Origin of the sequence: Amycolatopsis methanolica 239 (assembly GCF_000739085.1) — a bacterium.
Lineage (GTDB): Bacteria > Actinomycetota > Actinomycetes > Mycobacteriales > Pseudonocardiaceae > Amycolatopsis_E > Amycolatopsis_E methanolica.
This window is the reverse complement of record NZ_CP009110.1, coordinates 4,020,224-4,038,661: the sequence shown is the minus strand read 5'-3', so window position 1 is coordinate 4,038,661 and position 18,438 is coordinate 4,020,224. Positions and strand designations below refer to the sequence as shown.

At 72.3% G+C, this 18,438-nt stretch carries 13 protein-coding genes and 1 pseudogene; 11 read left to right on the top strand and 3 right to left on the bottom strand.

The genetic code is table 11. The features are described from left to right. The first annotated feature begins 1 nt into the window (after nucleotide 1). Both AMETH_RS19595 and AMETH_RS19590 read left to right on the top strand, forming a co-directional pair. Nucleotides 2–706, top strand: coding sequence for a DUF6218 family protein (locus tag AMETH_RS19595; protein WP_156131695.1), 705 nt, complete (start codon nucleotides 2–4; stop codon nucleotides 704–706). Further along, nucleotides 703–1,953 carry an exonuclease domain-containing protein gene (locus tag AMETH_RS19590; protein ID WP_017982841.1) on the top strand — a complete coding sequence of 417 codons (1,251 nt, stop codon included), beginning with the start codon at nucleotides 703–705 and terminating at the stop codon, nucleotides 1,951–1,953. The genes AMETH_RS19595 and AMETH_RS19590 overlap by 4 nt, the downstream gene beginning before the upstream one ends. A gap of 57 nt (nucleotides 1,954–2,010) precedes the next feature. Here the strand turns inward: AMETH_RS19590 and AMETH_RS19585 are convergent, their stop codons facing one another. After that, nucleotides 2,011–3,081 carry a hypothetical protein gene (locus AMETH_RS19585; protein WP_156131694.1) on the bottom strand — a complete coding sequence of 357 codons (1,071 nt, stop codon included), beginning with the start codon at nucleotides 3,079–3,081 and terminating at the stop codon, nucleotides 2,011–2,013. Between the two features lie 464 nt (nucleotides 3,082–3,545). Here AMETH_RS19585 and AMETH_RS19580 point away from each other — a divergent pair, with 464 nt between their 5' ends. Both AMETH_RS19580 and AMETH_RS19575 read left to right on the top strand, forming a co-directional pair. Next, nucleotides 3,546–4,487, top strand: coding sequence for an acyl-ACP desaturase (locus AMETH_RS19580; protein WP_017982839.1), 942 nt, complete (start codon nucleotides 3,546–3,548; stop codon nucleotides 4,485–4,487). A 162-nt stretch (nucleotides 4,488–4,649) separates the two neighbouring features. After that, nucleotides 4,650–5,507 carry a helix-turn-helix transcriptional regulator gene (locus AMETH_RS19575; RefSeq protein WP_017982838.1) on the top strand — a complete coding sequence of 286 codons (858 nt, stop codon included), beginning with the start codon at nucleotides 4,650–4,652 and terminating at the stop codon, nucleotides 5,505–5,507. Between the two features lie 7 nt (nucleotides 5,508–5,514). Here AMETH_RS19575 and AMETH_RS42940 read toward each other — a convergent pair whose 3' ends face one another. Then, on the bottom strand, nucleotides 5,515–6,072 hold the full coding sequence (locus AMETH_RS42940) for an IlvD/Edd family dehydratase (protein ID WP_458645616.1): 558 nt from the start codon (nucleotides 6,070–6,072) through the stop codon (nucleotides 5,515–5,517). Between the two features lie 255 nt (nucleotides 6,073–6,327). Next, nucleotides 6,328–7,307, bottom strand: a pseudogene (locus tag AMETH_RS42935) (dihydroxy-acid dehydratase domain-containing protein); the annotation flags it as partial. 265 nt (nucleotides 7,308–7,572) lie between these two features. On the opposite strand from AMETH_RS42935, the gene AMETH_RS19565 reads away from it, so the two are divergent. The 7 genes from AMETH_RS19565 to AMETH_RS19535 all read left to right on the top strand — a co-directional run bounded on the left by AMETH_RS19565 (nucleotide 7,573) and on the right by AMETH_RS19535 (nucleotide 18,435). Next, nucleotides 7,573–8,298 (top strand): SDR family NAD(P)-dependent oxidoreductase, encoded by a 726-nt coding sequence (locus AMETH_RS19565; RefSeq protein ID WP_223842873.1) that lies wholly within the window; start codon nucleotides 7,573–7,575, stop codon nucleotides 8,296–8,298. A 101-nt stretch (nucleotides 8,299–8,399) separates the two neighbouring features. After that, nucleotides 8,400–9,767: a serine hydrolase domain-containing protein gene (locus tag AMETH_RS19560; RefSeq protein ID WP_017982836.1), complete on the top strand. Its 1,368-nt coding sequence runs from the start codon at nucleotides 8,400–8,402 to the stop codon at nucleotides 9,765–9,767. A gap of 13 nt (nucleotides 9,768–9,780) precedes the next feature. Further along, a complete protein-coding gene (locus AMETH_RS19555; RefSeq protein WP_017982835.1) occupies nucleotides 9,781–11,340 on the top strand; it encodes an ABC transporter substrate-binding protein in 1,560 nt (519 codons plus the stop codon). Between the two features lie 10 nt (nucleotides 11,341–11,350). Beyond that, complete coding sequence (locus AMETH_RS19550; RefSeq protein WP_026153175.1) at nucleotides 11,351–12,331, top strand: ABC transporter permease; 981 nt, start codon at nucleotides 11,351–11,353, stop codon at nucleotides 12,329–12,331. Nucleotides 12,332–12,335: 4 nt separating this feature from the next. Then, complete coding sequence (locus tag AMETH_RS19545; protein WP_017982833.1) at nucleotides 12,336–14,204, top strand: dipeptide/oligopeptide/nickel ABC transporter permease/ATP-binding protein; 1,869 nt, start codon at nucleotides 12,336–12,338, stop codon at nucleotides 14,202–14,204. Continuing rightward, nucleotides 14,201–15,136, top strand: a complete 936-nt coding sequence (locus tag AMETH_RS19540) for an ABC transporter ATP-binding protein (RefSeq protein WP_017982832.1) — start codon at nucleotides 14,201–14,203, stop codon at nucleotides 15,134–15,136. Before AMETH_RS19545 ends, AMETH_RS19540 begins: the two co-directional genes overlap by 4 nt. Next, nucleotides 15,133–18,435: a serine hydrolase gene (locus AMETH_RS19535; RefSeq protein ID WP_017982831.1), complete on the top strand. Its 3,303-nt coding sequence runs from the start codon at nucleotides 15,133–15,135 to the stop codon at nucleotides 18,433–18,435. Before AMETH_RS19540 ends, AMETH_RS19535 begins: the two co-directional genes overlap by 4 nt. The last annotated feature ends 3 nt before the right edge of the window (nucleotides 18,436–18,438 follow it).

Sequence of the window (18,438 nt, the reverse complement as noted above, 5' to 3'; positions counted from 1 at the left end):
TGTGACACAGACCGATGAATTGGGGCACGGGCTGCCGGTGGCGGTTGCCGAATTGTGGGCACCTGGCAGCGTCGTGGTCGCACGTGGTCACGACGACGAAGGCCACGAGACGATCGCGATCTGGCATGTCAGCCCCCAGGGTGCGCCGACCGGCGCTTGGATCGAGACACGACAGTCGTACCGGTCCTCGGCCGAGACCGCACGCCGTCTGACCACGCTGCTCGAGCGCCGTGCGATCACCGCGCCGGGCGAGGACGAGATCGACGCTGTGGTCGGCGAACTCACCACCGCGGCCGGGCTGGCCGAGACCGGGTGGTGGCGACGCCAGGTGTTCGCCCCTTCCGGGGTGTTCGAAGAGATCGCGCGCCGACGACAGTCCATCGAGGACGTGGTGGAGAATGCGCGTGCCGAGCGGAAGAACGTTGCCGCACTGGACTGGCCACGCGAGCTGCCGGACGTGATGCCCCGGGATGTCGAAGGCGTGCGCACTCTCGCCGGCATCGGCAAGGGGCCGGGCGCCTCGGCCGGCGCCCAGGCAATAACGGTGGCGCGCGTGCTGCGGTGGCTGGTGCAGCTGTGGACCGAGACCGAGCAGGTCAAGAACCGGCGGAGCTATGTCCGGGACGCGCTGGGTGAACCCGAGGCACTCCCGCCGTCCTGGCTGGCGGCGGTGCGGACCGCGAGTGCGAAGGTGCTGCCGCTGTGAACGGATTGCGAGGCTTCGCCGTCGTCGACACCGAAACCACCGGGCTGCTGCCCGGATTCCACCACCGTGTCGCCGAGATCGCGGTGGTCCACCTCGACCCCGATGGCACGGTCACCGGCGAATGGACCACGCTGATCAACCCCGACCGCGACCTCGGCCCGCAGGCCATCCACGGCATCCGTGCGGCCGAAGTCCGGCGGGCACCGAGGTTCGAGCACATCGCCGGCGACCTGATCGAGCTTCTCCGCGGCCGCGTCGTCGCCTCGCACAACTGGCCGTTCGACGCGATGCACCTGCACGCCGAGTTCGAACGACTGGGTGTGACCAGCCCCCTCGACGCGGACGCCGGGGTGTGCACGATGCGGACCGCGGCTCGCGCGATGCCGCTGCGCGGACGGTCACTCATCGACTGCTGTACGGCTGCCGGCCTGCCGCCGATGAACTGGCACACCGCGCGCGACGACGCGATGGGAGCGGCAATGCTCCTCGCGCACCTGCTCCAGCGCTTTCCGGAGGCGGTGCGCACCACCGAGCAGCAGCTGCGAGTCAGCCGGTGGGCATGGCCGAGCCTGCCCTGTGGTGCCGCCGCGCCGGCCCACCGGACACCGCTCGGGCAGGTCGAGCCGCATTTTCTGGCCCGGCTGGTGGAACGCCTGCCCCACGACGACGAACCGCAGGTCGACGCCTACTTCGCGATGCTCGACGCGGCCCTGCTGGACCGCCGGATCTCGGCCTCGGAGGCCGACGCTCTGATCGAGTTGGCGCACCAGTTGGGGCTGCACCGCGCGGACGCGCTCGCCGCGCACTACAGCTACCTGCGTGACCTCGCCCGGGCTGCCTGGTCGGACGACGTGATCACCGACGAGGAACGGCACGACCTGGTCACCGTCGCCATTCTGCTGGGACTCGATCCGGCCCTCGTCGAGGCCGTACTGGAGGAGGAGCAGCCCGACCGGGCTCGAACCGCCTCGCCGGGTGTCGCCACGCCCGGCGGTCTCACGATGCGGCCGGGTGACCGCGTCGTACTGACCGGCGAGATGCAGCTGGCCCGCGCTGAGATCACGCAGCGGGCGGCGGCGGCCGGGCTGCGCATCACTGGGTCGGTGAGCGGCAGAACTGATCTCCTTGTCGCCGCCGACCCCGACTCTCTGTCCGGCAAGGCCAATCGAGCACGGGAACTCGGAATCCCCATCGTCGACGAACACGCGTTCCTCCGGGTTCTCCAATCCTTGCCGATGGCTGCCTAAGTCGGTTGCCCGCATCTGGCGGCGTCGTGCGGGTGCGTTCCCGTCTGCCCCTGGTGGTTATGCCTCGCCGGAGCTGTCGCCGAACGTCTCACGCCAGGCGTCCCAGGCCGGGCGAGCGCCGGCCTTGAATCCGGCGAGAGCCGTGTGCGAACTGGAGTCCTCGCTGGGGAGGTCGGTGAACCGGAACCGAAGATGTTGTGTGGCGCAAGGATCGCCATGCGAACAGCCGAGATGGGTATTGGGAAACGTCAGGTCGGGCGCAGTCCCGATCGTGGCGCCGCGGATCCCGAACACCGGGTCTGCGGGCGCGAGACCGACCTGGGGTCGGCGTGGGGTGTCACCAGGCCACTCGACGTTGAAGTGGGTGCATCCGGTCGGCCAGGTTTGGATCCACAAGGTCTGGCACAGCACGCCTATCCGGCGTAGGAGCCCGCTCGCGAGACCCACCGGGCCGAAGGCGCGGCCGGAGGATTCCAGCGAGAGCGTTTCCTCTCGGCTGAGCCTGTCCGGCGTCACGTCGGCCAGAGACACACCGCTGTCCGTGTCGCGGTTGCGCACCGCCTGGTAGGCCTCCGCGGCGCAGCGTGCCGCCCTGCCCACTCCGACCAGTTCCACTCGAGCGTCCGGAGCGTCGACCAGGAACAGTTCCGTCGACCGCCGGTGCGAACGGATGCGTAGTCCCTCGATGCCTGACACCGTTTCCTGAAAGGCGAAGGGGAGCGTTTCGTACAACAACGGTGCCACCGCCACCGGATGGACGTGAAGCTGCAGACGATCTGGCAGGGGAGTAACTGATCGGATCACCTCGGCTGGCCGGGTCAAGCTGGCCTCGGGGTGAGTGTGCAGATGATGGACCGCCCGGGTGATGGCCTCCATGAGGCCGGCTTCGAGGTCGATCTGGGGTCGCGCGATGGCGTCCGGCAGCACTGCCGTCCGCACTGTGAGAGAAACCTCGGGATCGAGGTTGAACGGGGACGGGACCTGCTGTTTCGTTACGAGCGCGCGATGGCGGGCAAGCTGGGCAGTGGGTAGAGCAGACACGCTCGAGCGAAGCGCAGCTGTCGCCGTCTCATGCGACTCTCCGGTCAGCGCACAACGGCGGTTGACGAGCACTTTCTGCCAGGACACGACGCGCCTCGTTCTGCCTGCCCGGCGAGGCTCAACAAGGTCGATCGGTAGTCCAGGACAGACGACTCGATGAATGGGTCTCGGTGAGCAACTTCGACTGTCCAGCCGTTCCGTGGGACGCCGTCAAAAAGCCGGGCGATGACGGTTCCGACGTGGCGTTGTGCTCGACGCCGACGGCGCCATAGCACGGCCTCGTGGTCTCGACACCAAGCGTCTGTCGGAAGCTTCGGCTCCCTGCTGGGTTCGAAGCCCGGGCTCGGGCACCAGCCGAGCGTGCACTCGGGGGAGGGCCGGCATCCGTGCTGAGGGTGTGTTGTCGGCTCGACCGGCGCAGGAGCGGGGTGTGACGGGGCACCAGGGGAGGCTCCTCGGGAACCCATCGGGGCGCTCGTGCGTTGCCAGTACCTACGGTACCGTAGGTTACGGATTCGTAGGTTCCTGCCCGGCTCCCGAAGGACGTGCGCATGACGCTTTCCGACACCACCCGCCTGATGTACGACCTCGAGGGGACGGTCGAAGAGAACCTCAACCGCCATCTCGCCGCGGCCCAGGACTGGATGCCGCACGAGTTCGTGCCCTGGAGCGAGGGCCGGAACTTCGCGGATCTGGGTGGCGAGGCGTGGGATCCCGAGCAGTCGCGCGTCTCGCCGGTGGCGCGGACGGCCCTGGAGGTCAACCTGCTGACCGAGGACAACCTGCCCAGCTACCACCGGGAGATCGAGCGCGCGTTCGGCCGGGACGGGGCGTGGGGGACCTGGGTGCACCGCTGGACCGCGGAGGAGGGCAGGCACGGCATCTGCATCCGCGACTACCTGCTGGTGACCCGCGCCGTCGACCCGGTGGAGCTGGAGCGGATGCGCATGGAAACCATGCAGGCCGGCTACGACAGCGGGGACAAGCCGTTGCTGCGGGTCTGCGCCTACGTGTCGTTCCAGGAACTCGCGACGCGGCTGTCGCACCGCAACACCGGCCGCTACACCCAGGACCCGCTGGCGGAGAAACTGCTGGCCAGGGTCTCCACGGACGAGAACCTGCACATGGTGTTCTACCGCAACCTGGTGAAGGCGGCGCTGGAGATCACGCCGGACGCGATGATGCGGGCGATCACCGACGAGGTGCTCGACTTCGCGATGCCGGGCGCGGTGATCCCGAGCTTCGCGCGCAAGGCCGCGCTGATCGCCAAGGCGGGGATCTACGACCTGCGCATCCACCACGACGACGTCGTGATGCCGCTGCTGCGGTACTGGAAGGTCTTCGAGCTGGAGGGTCTGGGCCAGGTCGGCGAGGCCGCCCGCGACGAGCTCGCCGCATTCCTCAAGGGACTCGACGCGCAGGCCTCCCGCTTCGAGGACCGCCGCGCGGCCGCGCTCGCCCGCGACGCCGCGCGGGACCGCCCGCTCGCCTGACTCCCGGCTCGACGCCCGCCGGCGGGGATCGGCCGTGACCGCGAAGTCCGGCACCTTGAGGCACCGGAGGGGTGGCCAACGGCGGTGACAGGGGGACAAGGTGGGCCACCTTCACCACCCGCCGGGCGGGCAGCACCGGGCAGAATCGCGGGCATGAGCGGCATGAAGAGCAGCGAGCTGGCGGAGTTCCTGCGGACCTGCCGGTCCCGGGTCAGCCCCGAGGAGCTGGGGCTGGACGGCTCGGCCCGGCGGCGGGTGCCCGGGTTGCGGCGCGAGGAGCTGGCGCAGCTGGCCGGGGTGAGCGTGGACTACTACACGCGCCTGGAGCAGGGCCGCAGCCGCAGTGCTTCGGCCGAGGTGCCGGACGCCCTGGCGGCCGCGTTGCGGCTGAACGACGCCGAGCGCCAGCACCTGATGGACCTGGGCCGCCCGGAACCTGCGGTGCGCAAGCGGCGCGCCCGGCCGCAGCGGGTGGACCCGGCCACGCTGCGGCTGGTGGAAATGCTGGACGAGGTGCACTCGCCGGCGTTCGTGCTCGGGCGGCGGCTCGACGTACTGGCCCACAACCGGCTCGCGGGGGCACTGATCACCGAGTTCCGGGCCTTGCCCGCGGCCGACCGCAACCAGGCGCGGTTCGTGTTCTTCGACCCGCACGCCCGCGAGCTGTACCAGGACTGGGAGGCCGTTGCCGCGGACACGGTCGCCATGCTGCGTCTGGACGCCGGCCGCTACCCGGACGACCCCCAGCTGTCAGCGTTGGTCGGTGAGTTGTCCATCCACTCCGAACACTTCCGGAAGTGGTGGTCCGACCACAAGGTGCACCGGCGCACCACCGGCTCCAAGGGCTACCACCACCCGCTCGTCGGCGACCTCACCGTGCAGTACCAGGCGCTGCCCCCCGCCGGCGACCCCGATCAGATCCTGTTCGTCTACACCACTGAACCCGGCTCCGCGTCGGAAACCTCGATGCGCCTGCTGGCCAACTGGCACACCACCGAGCGCGAGCTGCCGGTGCGCTGATTGCTGTTCACGTGGCCGGCACCTCGCGCACCGCGCCCTTGTCCGCTGACAGGGCCATCGCGGCGTAGGCGCGCAGTGCTGTGGACACCGTGCGCTCACGGTTCCGCGGCCGGAACGTCGCGCGGGCCCGGCGTTCGGCGAGCACCTCCTCAGGCACGTCCAGATGCAACGTCCGGCCTGGGATGTCGAGGACGATCCGGTCGCCGTCCTCGACCAGGGCGATCGTGCCGCCCGCGGCGGCCTCCGGCGAGCCGTGCCCGATCGACAGGCCCGAGGTGCCGCCCGAGAAGCGCCCGTCGGTGACCATCGCGCACACCTTGCCGAGGCCGCGCCCCTTCAGGTACGCCGTCGGGTACAGCATCTCCTGCATCCCCGGACCGCCGCGCGGGCCCTCGTACCGCACCACCACGACGTCGCCAGGCTGCACACGCCCGGCGAGGATCGCCTCGGCGGCCTCCTCCTGCGACTCGGTCACCACCGCCCGCCCGGCGAAGGTCAGGATCGAGGAGTCCACGCCCGCGGTCTTGACCACGCAGCCGTCCTCGGCGAGGTTCCCGCGCAGCACCGCCGGCCCGCCGTCGGCCGAATAGGCGTGGGCGACGTCGCGGATGCAGCCGCCCGCGACGTCCAGATCCAGGTCGTGCCGGCGCTCCGACTGCGAGAACGCCTCGGCCGAGCGACGGCAGCCGGGCGCGGCGTGGAACAGCTCGACCGCCTCCGGCGAAGGTGAGCCGCCGCGGACGTCCCAGGTCTTGAGCCACTCGGCGAGCGAGTCGGCGTGCACGCTGCGGACGTCCTCGTGCAGGTGCCCGGCGCGGTGCAGCTCCCCGAGGATCGCCGGGATCCCACCGTCCCGGTGCACGTCCTCCATCAGGGAGCTGCCGTTGGGCGCCACCTTGCACAGGCAGGGCACCTCGCGGGACCGGCGCTCGATGTCGTGCAGCGTGTAGTCCAGCCCGGCATCGTGCGCGGCGGCCAGCAGGTGCAGGACGGTGTTGGTCGATCTTCCCATCGCCAGGTCCAGCGCCATCGCGTTGTCGAAGGCCGCGTGCGAGGCGATCGCACGCGGCAGCACGCTCTCGTCGCCGGAGTCGTAGTAGCGGCGGGCCAGGTCCACCACCGTACGCCCGGCCCGCTCGTAGAGGGCGCGGCGCGCGGTGTGCGTCGCGAGCACCGAGCCGTTGCCCGGCAAGGCCAGCCCAGGGCCTCGGTGAGGCAGTTCATCGAGTTCGCGGTGAACATCCCCGAGCAGGATCCGCAGGTCGGGCAGGCCGCCTCTTCGATGCGGGCGATGTCGGCGTCCGACACCAATCGGCGACCGCGTCGGACATCGCGGAGACCAGGTGCAGGCGGGTGCGCACCGTGCCGTCGACGAGCACCGCCGTGCCGCCCTCCATCGGGGCCGCCGGACACGAACACCGTCGGGATGTTCAGGCGCAGCGCGGCCATCAGCATGCCGGGGGTGATCTTGTCGCAGTTGGAGATGCACACCAGCGCGTCGGCGCGGTGGGCCTGCACCATGTACTCGACCGAGTCGGCGATCAGGTCGCGCGAAGGCAGCGAGTACAGCATCCCCTCGTGGCCCATGGCGATGCCGTCGTCGACGGCGATGGTGTTGAACTCGCGCGGGATGCCGCCGGCCTCGCGGATCGCCTTAAGTTGTCCTTGCGGCGCGCGGCGACCGCGACCTTCGCCCCCAGCGTGGCGAGCCGTTCCGCGGTGGCGGCCCCGATCCTGCTGCTGGCCGGCGACGACGGCGACGCGTCCGGTGAGCGGGGTTCCGGCGATGACCTGCGACATGACGGCTTTTCCTTCCCGGTTGCGGGTTTTCGTCCCGATGCCGTCACCCAACCAGCCCGGAAGCCGGAAATGGAGCCGCAACCGCGCCCAGGTGATCGGGGGACAGGATGTCCCCCTCGGCAGCCGTGCCAAGGTTGTTGGGTGGCCCACTCCGTCCAAGGATGAGCGAGGCCCTGTCCGGCGCACTTTTCGCTGCTCTGCGCTGGTTGAGTGCGGGGCACCGGCACAAACGCCGAAAGCGAAGGAGAGACGAGGAAATGGCTACTTGGCTGATCACCGGCACGTCCGCGGCCTCGGTGCGGAGATCGCGCGTGCGGCACTGGCCGGCGGGGACACGGTGGCGGTCGCGGTGGAGTCCGTGGTGGACCGGTTCGGCGGGATCGACGTGCTGGTCAACAACGCCGGCCGCGGTCTGCTGGGCGCGCTGGAGGAGATCAGCGACGCCGAGGCGCGCTCGCTGTTCGACCTCAACGTGTTCGGCCTGATCAACGTCACCCGCGCGGTCCTGCCCTGCATGCGTGAGGCGGGCGGCGGGAAGCTGGTCCACATCGGATCCCGCTCGGGTTTCGAGGGCGAGCCCGGGGTGAGCATGTACAGCGCGTCGAAGTTCGCCGTGGCCGGCATCAGCGAGGCGCTGTCGGTCGAACTCGCGCCGTTCGGGATCCAGAGCATGGTCGTCGAGCCGGGCGTGTTCCGCACCGACTTCCTCGACGCCAGCTCGCTGTCCCTGCCGGAGAACCGGATCGCGGCCTACGACGGCACCCCGGCGCGCACGACGCTGGACTGGGTCGGCGAGGCCAACCACACCCAGCTGGGCGACCCGGTCCAGGGCGCGGCGCTGATCTACGAGGTCGCCGGCCAGGAGACGCTGCCCACCCACCTGCTGCTCGGCCGCGACGCGATCGACCGCTGGCAGGTCAAGGTCGACCGCATCGCCGACGACACCGAGCCCTGGCGCGCGAAGTCCATCGCGACCGCCCACCAGGACTGACGTGGACCGCCCCATGGATTCGTCCGGCACGACCAATCCGCGGGGCCGCGTTCGTGCGCGCGAACGAACTTTTCCGCCACCGGCGCCGCTACCTTGGCCCGATGGCGGACCTGGACGAGATCACCGGCTGGCTCGGACACGACTTCCCCGGCCTGGTCGAGACGCGTGAGGTGCCCGGCGCGGCCATCGCGGTCGGCGTGGGCGGCGAGGTCGCCGACGCGGCCGCCGGGGTGCTGAACCGGGCGACCGGGGTCGAGGCCACCCCGGACTCGGTGTTCCAGATCGGGTCCATCACCAAGGTCTGGACCACCACGCTCGCGGTGCAACTGGCCGACGAGGGCGCGCTCGACCTGGACGCGCCGGTGCGCCGGTACCTGCCGGAGTTCCGGCTGGCGGACGAGAGCGCCGCCGCCGCGATCACCGCCCGCCAGCTGATGTGCCACACGGCCGGCTTCGAAGGCGACCTGTTCACCGACACCGGCCGCGGCGACGACTGCGTCGGGAAGTACGTCGCGACCCTGAGTGGCACCGACCAGCTGTTCCCGCCGGGGGAGATGTTCTCCTACAACAACGCGGCCTTCGTCGTGCTCGGCCGTATCGTCGAGGTGCTGCGCGGCAAGCCCTACGACCAGTGCCTGCACGACCACCTCGCCACCCCGCTCGGCCTGACGCATTTCGCGACGAACGCCGAGGAGGCGGTCCTGCACCGCGCCGCGGTCGGCCACCTGCCGGGCGGGCAGCCGGCCCCGGTGTGGTCGCTGGTCCGCTCCAACGCGCCGGCCGGGTCGGCGCTGGCGATGCGGCCACGGGACCTGCTGGCCTTCGCCCGCCTGCACCTCTCCGGCGGCGGAGCCCCGGACGGCACGCCGCTGCTCGGCCCCGGCAGCGTGAAGGCCATGCAGGAGCGGCAGGTCGGCCTGCCGCCGCTCGGGCTGATGGGCACCGCCTGGGGGCTCGGCTGGGAACTGTACGAGTGGCCCGGCGGCCCGATCCTCGGGCACGACGGCGGGACGATCGGGCAGTCGGCGTTCCTGCGCGTGGTGCCTAGCCGGGACGTCGCGATCGCGCTGCTCACCAACGGCGGGGACGCGATCGGCCTTTACACCGACGTCTTCGGCCACCTGATGCCCGAGCTGGCCGGGATCACCTTGCCGCCGCTGCCGGTGCCGCCCGCGGAACCGCAGCCGGTCGACGCGCGCCGCTACCTCGGCACCTACTCCAGCGAGGTCGCCGACCTCACCGTGACCCAGGACGACGACGGCCGCCTCTGGCTCGACCAGCGGCCCAAGGGTCTCCTCGCGGAGCTGGGCGAGGCCGAGCGGACCGAGCTGGTCCGGCTGGACGACGACGTCCTCATCCCGCGCACCCCCACCCACGGTGTCCACCTGCCGCACGTGTTCGTCGGTGACGACGGCACCGGCCGGGCGGCCTACGTCCACTCGGGGCGGGCGACCCGCCGCTCCGCCTGACCCAGGAGACACGATGAAGACCGCTTCGATCACGGCCGCGGCCACCGTGCTGGCGCTGGCGCTGACCGCCTGCGGCGGCGGCGCCGGGTCGACCACTGTGGACGGTGGCGCGTTCACCCTGGTCTCGGCAGGCGACCCCGGCAGCCTCGACCCGCACTTCACCGCGCTGTCGGTGACCATCCAGGCCGACCGGTTCCTCTACGACACGCTCGTGAACATCGACCCGGGCGGCAACATGGTCGCCGGGCTCGCGGAGAAGTGGGAAGGCGACACCACCACCGCGAAGTACACGCTGCGCAAGGGCATCACGTGCTCGGACGGGACCCCGCTGACCGCGTCGCAGGTCGCCGACAACATCAACTTCGTCAGCGACCCGGCCAACGGTTCCGCCTCGCTGGGCCTCTACGTGATGCCCGGGGCGACGGCCACCGGGGACGACGCGGCGGGCACCGTCACGGTCACCAGCCCGACCCCGGACTCGTTCCTCGTCCGCGACATCGGCGGGCTCTTCATCGTCTGCGGCAAGGGAATGGCCGACCGCGGACTCCTCAAGCAGGGCGCCGACGGCACCGGGATGTTCACCCTCACCGAGGCCGTCGCCGGCGACCACTACACGCTCACGCGGCGCAAGGACTACGCCTGGGGACCCGGCGACTGGAAGACCGATACCCGCGGACTGCCCGACACCGTCGTGATCCGGGTCGTCGGCAACGAGATCACCGCCGCGAACCTGCTGGCGTCCAGGCAGGTCAACGCGGCCACCGTGCTCGGCCCCGACCAGCAGCGGCTGCGCGGCATGGGCCTGACAGCGCACGACATCGAATCCCCGTTCGGCGAGCTGTGGTTCAACCAGCGCGCCGGGAAGCCCGGGGCGGACGTCGCGGTGCGGCGAGCCCTGACCCAGGCGCTCGACCTCGGCCAGCTCGGCCAGGTCCTCACCAGCGGGACCGGCCGCGCGCCGAAGAGCCTCCTCGCGCCCGGGCTCGGCCCGTGCGGCGGTGACACCATCAGCGGGCTGCTGCCCGCCTCCGACCTGGTCGCCGTGAAGTCCGCTTTGGACTCCGCGGGCTGGGTCGCGGGCCCGGACGGCGTACGCGCCAAGGACGGCAAGCCGCTGGCGCTCACCTTCTACTACCCGTCGACGCTCGGCTCGACCATGCAGGCGGCCGCCGAACTGGTCCAGCAGCGCTGGTCCGCGGTCGGCGCGCAGGTCACCGTCAAGGGCATGACCGACACCGAGTCCATGCAGGTCCTCACGCAGGGCGGCTGGGACGCGGCGTTCGTGCCGCTCGGGGTCTTCCTGCCCTCCCAGCTCGTCCCGTTCTTCTCCGGCAGCGGCGGCAACAACTTCGCCGCGGTGCAGAACCCCGCCTACGACGCGGCGGTCCAGCAGGCGGGCGCGCTCGCCGGCGCCGACGGCTGCGGCAAGTGGGCCGAAGCCGAGCAGGCGCTGGTGCGGGAGCTCAACGTGGTGCCGTTCGTCAATTCGGTGCGGCCCACGTTCGTGCAGGGCGCCACGCTCGAGACGAGCCAGGGCAGCATCACCCCCAGCTCGATCCGGATGCTCGGCTGAGGCGCGCGTGGTGACCACCGCGATCCGCCCGGCCGGACTGGGCGACAACGTCTGGTTCCGGTTCGCCGTGCGGCGGCTGGCCAGGGTGCTGGTGTCGGTCTGGGTCCTGCTCACCGCCGCGTTCGGGATGATCCACCTCATCCCGGGCGACCCGGTGCGGGCCGCGCTCGGGCCGACCGCCGCGCCGGAACTCGTCGAGGCCCGCCGCGCCGCGCTCGGCCTGGACGACCCGTTGTGGCAACAGTACCTGCACTACCTCGGGAACCTGTTCACCGGCGACCTCGGCACCTCGCTCGGCTCCGGACTGCCGGTCGCGCAGGTGATCGGCGACCGGCTGCCCGCCACGCTGGAGATCGCGGGGTACGCGTTCCTCCTCGCGGTCGCGGTGTCGGTCCCGGCAGGCACGGTGATGGCGGTGCTCACCCGTGGCGGGAAGCGGCGGACGACCGAGCTCGCGTTCACCTCCGCCACCGCCGTCCTGGCGGCGATTCCGGAGTTCCTCATCGCAGTGGGCCTGGTGTTCGTGTTCGGGGTCAGCCTCGGGTGGCTGCCGGTGGCCGGGCGGTCCGGGCCGGAGTCCTACCTGCTGCCGGTGCTGGCGCTGGCCGCGGGACCGGCCGCGGTGCTGGCCCGGATCACCCGGGTGGAGATGCTCGCCGTGCTGCGCGCCGACCACATCCGCACCGCTCGGTCCAAGCGGCTGCCGGCCAGCTGGATCTACCTGCGGCACGCGTTGCCGAACGCCTTGACGGCGACGCTGACGCTGGGCGGGCTGCTGCTCAGCGCGATGGTCGCGGGGACGCTGCTGGTGGAGAACGTGTTCGCCTGGCCGGGCCTGGGCAGCACCATCGTGCAGTCCATCCTCGCCAAGGACTCCCCGCTGGTGCAGGGCGTGGTGCTCGTCTACGGCCTCGGGGTGCTGCTGGTGAACCTCCTCGTCGACGTGGCGCTCGCGCTGCTCGACCCGCGGTCGGCGATCAGGGAGAGCTGAGAACGTGCCGAAGTCGAACTGGAGCGCGGCACTGCGCCGCCCGCTGAGCGCGAGCGCCGCCGTGGTCGTGGTCACCGTGCTCGCGCTGGCGGTGTTCGCGCCGCTGCTGTGGTCGGACCGGGCCGCGGCGCTCGACACGAACCAGATCCTGCGCGGCCCCTCCGCCGAGCACTGGATGGGCACCGACGGACTCGGCCGCGACATCTTCTTCCGCGTGCTGGTCGCCACCCGGCTGTCGGTCGAACTGGCGCTCGCCGCCACCGCGATCGGGGTGGTCACCGGCCTGCTGCTGGGCACCGCCGCCGTGCTGCTCGGCAGGCGGGCGGGACGGCTGGTGTCCGCGGCGGTCGACATCGCGGTCGCCTTCCCCGGGGTGCTGCTGGCGCTGTTCTTCGCGGTCATCTTCGGCGTCGGCGCCCGCGGCAGCGTGCTCGCGATCGGCCTGGCCATCGCGCCCGCGTTCGCCCGGCTCACCCGCACGATGGTGGCCCGCGTCGCCGCGCTGGACTACGTTTCCGCGGCGCGGATCGCCGGGGTGGGGCGGTTCCGCCTGGTGGGGTGGCACATCCTGCCGAACGTCGCCGAACCCCTGGTCGTCAACGCGACCATCACGACCGGCAGCACGCTGCTGGCCTTCGCCGGCCTGTCGTTCCTGGGCCTGGGGGTGCAGTCGCCGGACTACGACTGGGGCCGGCTGCTCCGCGACGGTCTCGACGTGCTCTACCTCCACCCGGCCGCCGCGCTCGCGCCCACGGTGGCGGTGGTGGTCGCCGGGCTCGCGTTCAGCCTCTTCGGCGAGGCGGTGGCCACCGCGATCGGCGCCGACACCGCCCGGCACCGGCAGCGGGAGGCGCCGGCACCGCGCCCCACGGACGCCCCCGCACCTCAGCCGGCGGAACCCGTGCTGGTGGTGGAGAACCTGCACGTCACCTTTCCTGGGCCGGTGACCCCGGTGCGCGGCGTGAGCTTCGCGCTAGCGCGTGGGGAATCCGTTGGTGTGGTGGGGGAGTCGGGGTCGGGCAAGAGCCTCACCGCGCTCGCGGTCGCGCAACTGATCGAGGAACCCGGCCAGGTGCACGCCGACCGGCTGGAGTTCCTGGGGCAGTCGCTGCCCGGCGCGGACACCCGCGCGCGGCGGCAGTTGCTGGGCACCTCCTTCGCGATGGTCTTCCAGGACCCGATGACCTCGTTCAACCCCACCCAGCGGGTCGGCAACCAGCTCGCCGAGGTGGCCCGGTACCACCAGGGGATGACCCGGCGGGTGGCGTTCGCGCGGGCCGTCGACCGGCTGCGCGCGGTGCGCCTGCCCGGCGCCGGGCGGCGGTCCCGGCAGTACCCGCACGAGTTCTCCGGCGGCATGCGGCAGCGCGCGATGATCGGCATGGGACTCATGTGCTCGCCCGCGCTGATCGTCGCCGACGAGCCGACCACGGCGCTCGACGTCACCGTGCAGCGCCGTGTGCTGCGGCTGCTCGATGACGTGCGTGCCGCCGACGACGTCGCGATCCTGCTGATCAGCCACGACATCGGGGTGGTCCGCCGGATGTGCGACCGGGTGCTGGTGATGTACGCGGGCCGGATCGTGGAGGACCTGCCCGCCGCGGACCTGGCTTCGGCGGCGCACCCGTACACGCGGGCCCTGCTCGCCGCCGTGCCGGACATGACGACGGACCGCGACCGGCCGATGGCCGTCATCCCCGGCCGTCCCGCCGACCCCGCCGACCGGCCGCCGGGCTGTGCGTTCGCGCCGCGCTGCCCGCTGGCGATCGAACGCTGCACGACCGAGGAGCCGCCGCTGGTGCACGGAGTCGCGTGCTGGCACCCCGTGGCGGACGTGCCGCGCGAGCAGATCCGGGTGGGGGAGGCGCGATGAGCGAACTGCGTTTCGAGGGCGTCTCCGTCCGCTACGGCTCGCGGCGGCGCGGCACGACCGCCGTGGACGGGGTAGACCTCACCGTGCCGGACGGCGCGATCGTGGGACTGGTCGGCGAGTCCGGCTCCGGCAAGTCGACCCTTGCCCGCGCCGCGGTCGGCCTGGCGCCGGTCGCCGCCGGGCGGATCCTGGTCGACGGAGCACCGGTCCGGCGGCCCGGCCCGGTGCAGATGGTGTTCCAGGACCCGTACTCCGCGCTGGACCCCCGGATGACGATCGGCGCCTCGATCGCTGAGGCCATGCCGCGCGGCCGGACCGACCGGCACGCCGAAGTCGCCCGCCTGCTCACGCAGGTCGGCCTCGCCGCGGACCGCGCCGGGATGCGGCCTGCCCAGCTCTCCGGCGGGCAACGCCAGCGCGTGGCCCTGGCGCGGGCGCTCGCCGCGCGCCCGGAGGTGATCATCGCCGACGAGATCACCTCCGCGCTCGACGTCTCGGTGCAGGGCACCGTGCTCAACCTCGTGCGCGACCTGCGGCAGCGGACCGGGTTGTCGATGCTGTTCATCTCCCACGACCTGGCGGTGGTGCGCTACGTCAGCGACTTCATCGCCGTGATGTACCTGGGCCGCATCGTCGAATCGGGGCCCGCGGAGGACGTCCTCGCCGATCCGCAGCACCCCTACACCCGGGAACTGCTCGCCGCGGCCGCCGCCGCGGAGGTGTCCGAACCGGACGCCGTCGCCGACGCCGAACCCGCCGACCCCCACCACCCGCCGGCAGGCTGCCGGTTCCACCCGCGATGCCCGGTCGGCCCCCTGGTGGTGCCCGGCCGCGACGTCTGCCGCGACACCGAACCCACCCCGGCCGGGCACCGCCACGCGGCGGCCTGCCACTTCGCCGCGACCACCACCCTCGTAAGGAGCGACTCGTGACCCGACGCCAGCGCATCACGGACCTGACCGACCTGACCGTGCCCGAGCAGCCCGCGCTGTCCCCTTCGGGCGACGCGGTCGTCTACGTCCTGCGCGGCAGCGACCTCGCGGCCGACGAGAACGTGCACAGCCTGTGGCGCGCCGACGTCCCCTCCGGGCAGGCGCGGCGGTTGACGCACGGACGCGCCGACACCGCACCCGCGTGGTCACCCGACGGCAGCCGCATCGCGTTCCTGCGCGCGGTGGACGGGCCGCCGCAGGTCTGGCTGCTGCCCGCGGGCGGCGGCGAGGCCGAGCGCCTCACCTCGTCGCCGCTGGGCGCGGGACGGCCGGTGTGGAGCCCGGACGGCACGAAGATCGCGTTCACCGCGGCCGTCGACCTCACCCCGGACGAGGACGACCACGCGCCCATCGTGGCCGACCGGCTCGACTACCACGCCGACGGCGCCGGTGTGCTACGCGGCAAGCGCGCGCACCTGCACGTCGTCGACGTCGCCACCGGCGACTGCCGCCAGGTCACCCGCGGCGACTGGCACGCCGGAGACCCGGCGTGGTCGCCCGACGGCGGCAAGCTGGCCTTCGCCGCCGCCACCGGCGCGGAGCGCGACCTCGCCATCCGGGTCCCGGTGCACGTCCTCGACGTGACCGATCCCGCCGCCGCCCCGCGCGCGGTGGGCCTCGCCGACGGGCTCGCCGCGGCGCTGACGTGGACGGCGGACGGCGACGCGCTGCTCGTCGTCGGCAACCAGCGCGGGCCCGAGGGCCACGCCGGGCTCATCCGCATCCCGCTCGACGGGGGCGATCCGGTGAACCTCGCCGCCGCACGGGACCGCAACGTGATGCCCGGCGGCCCGGCCTACCCCGGAGCCTGGCCGCAGCTCGCCGACGACGGCCGCAGCGTCCTGTTCTGCGTCCGCGACCGCGGCTGCACCCACCTGTACTCGGTGCCCGTCGAGGGCGGCACGCCGCGCCCGGTGCTCACCGGCGCCGGACGCACCGTGGCCGGGCTCAGCGTCGCGGGCACCACCGCGGCCGTCGTGCTCACCACGCCCGGCTCCTACGGCGAAATCGTCAGCCTGGACCTGTCCACCGGCGCCGAGACCGTCCTCATCGGACACACACCGGACGGCATCGAGCTGTTCACTCCGCAGGAGCGGGAGTTCCGCATCTCCGACGGCACCGTCGTGCACGGCTGGCTGCTGAGCGACCCGGCGACGACCGGCCCCGCGCCGCTGCTGCTCGACATCCACGGCGGACCGCACAACGCGTGGCAGGGCGGCGCCGACGAAATCCACTTCTACCACCAGGAACTCGTCGCCCGCGGCTGGACCGTGCTGCTGCTCAACCCGCGCGGCAGCGACGGCTACGGCGAAGAGTTCTTCACCGCCGTCCGCGGCGGCTGGGGCGCCGCCGACGCCAAGGACTTCCTGGAGCCGCTGGACGACCTCGTCGCCGAAGGCGTGGCCGACCCGGACCGGCTCGCCGTCACCGGGTACAGCTACGGCGGCTTCATGACCTGCTACCTCACCAGCCGCGACGACCGGTTCGCCGCGGCGGTCGCCGGGGGCGTGGTCACCGACCTCACCAGCATGGCGGGCACCTCGGACGAGGGCCACCTGCTGGCGGCGCACGAACTCGGCGCGCTGCCGTGGGACGACCCCGATGCCTACGCCGAGATGTCGCCGCTGGCGAAGGTCGACCAGGTCCGGACGCCGACGCTCGTGCTGCACGGCGGCGCCGACCTGCTCTGCCCGGTGGGCCAGGCCCAGCAGTGGCACACCGCCCTGCGCGAGCGCGGCGTGCCCACCCGGCTGGTGCTGTACCCGGGCGGCGCGCACGCGTTCATCCTCAACGGACGGCCCTCGCACCGCCTCGACTACAACCGGCGCGTCGTGGACTGGGTCGAGCGGCACACGCCCGGCCGCCGCACGCCGCTGGACGCCGCGCACTGGCAGCGGCGCCTGACCGAACTCGCCGAACGCCACCACGTGCCCGGCGCGGCGCTCGGCATCTTGCGTGTGGGCGCCGAGGACGAGGTGGTGCAGGCGGCCCACGGGGTGCTCAACGTGAACACCGGTGTCGCGGCTACGACGGACTCGGTGTTCCAGATCGGCTCGATCTCCAAGGTGTGGACGGCGACCGTCGCCATGCGGCTCGCCGACGAGGGCCTGCTCGACCTCGACGCCCCTGTGGTGGACGTGCTGCCGGAGCTGCGGCTGGCGGACCCGGACACCACGAAGGGGGTGACGATGCGCCACCTGCTCACCCACACCAGCGGCATCGACGGCGACGTGTTCACCGACACCGGTCGCGGCGACGACTGCCTGGAGAAGTACGTGGCGCGGCTGGACGAGGTCGCGCAGAACCACCCGCTCGGCGCCACCTGGTCCTACTGCAACTCCGGGTTCTCGCTGGCCGGCCGGGTCATCGAGAAGCTCACCGGCGGCACGTGGGACGCCGCGCTGCGGGAGCGCCTGTTCACTCCGCTCGGCCTGACGCGCACGGTGACGCTGCCCGAGGAGGCGCTGATGTTCCGCGCCGCGGTGGGGCACGTCGGCTCGCCGGAACCGGTGACGGCGCCGGTGTGGACGCTGCCGCGGTCCGCGGGCCCGGCCGGCCTCATCGACTCCACTGCGGCGGACGTGCTGGCGTTCGCGCGGATGCACCTGACCGGTGGCCTGGCCGCCGACGGCACCCGCGTGCTCAGCGCGGAGGCGGCCGCGGCGATGGCGGACAAGCAGGTCGACCTGCCGGACAAGCACTCGCTGGCCGACTCGTGGGGCATCGGCTGGTTCCGGCTGCACTGGGACGGGCAGCTGGTGCTCGGGCACGACGGCAACACCATCGGGCAGGCGGCGTTCCTGCGCCTGCTGCCCGCCGCGGGGCTCGCGGTCACCCTGCTCACCAACGGTGGCAACACCCGCGGCCTATACGAGGACCTGTACCGGGAGATCTTCGCCGAACTGGCCGGCGTCGCCGTGCCGCACCCGCTGGCGCCGACGGACGAGCCAGTGGCAATCGACATCACCCCGCACCTGGGCACCTACGAGCGCGCGAGCACCCGGATGGAGGTGTTCCGCGACGGGGACACGCCGAAGCTGCGCACCACCGTGACCGGCGAGCTGGCCGAGCTCGTGCCCGACCCGGTCGAGGAGTACGAGCTGGTCGCGGTCGACGACGACCTGTTCGTGGTGTGGATCCCGCAGATGGAGTCCTGGATGCCGGTCACGTTCTACACGCTGCCCACCGGGGAGCGGTACGTGCACCACGGCGTGCGGGCCACACCGAAGGTGGTGTGAGCA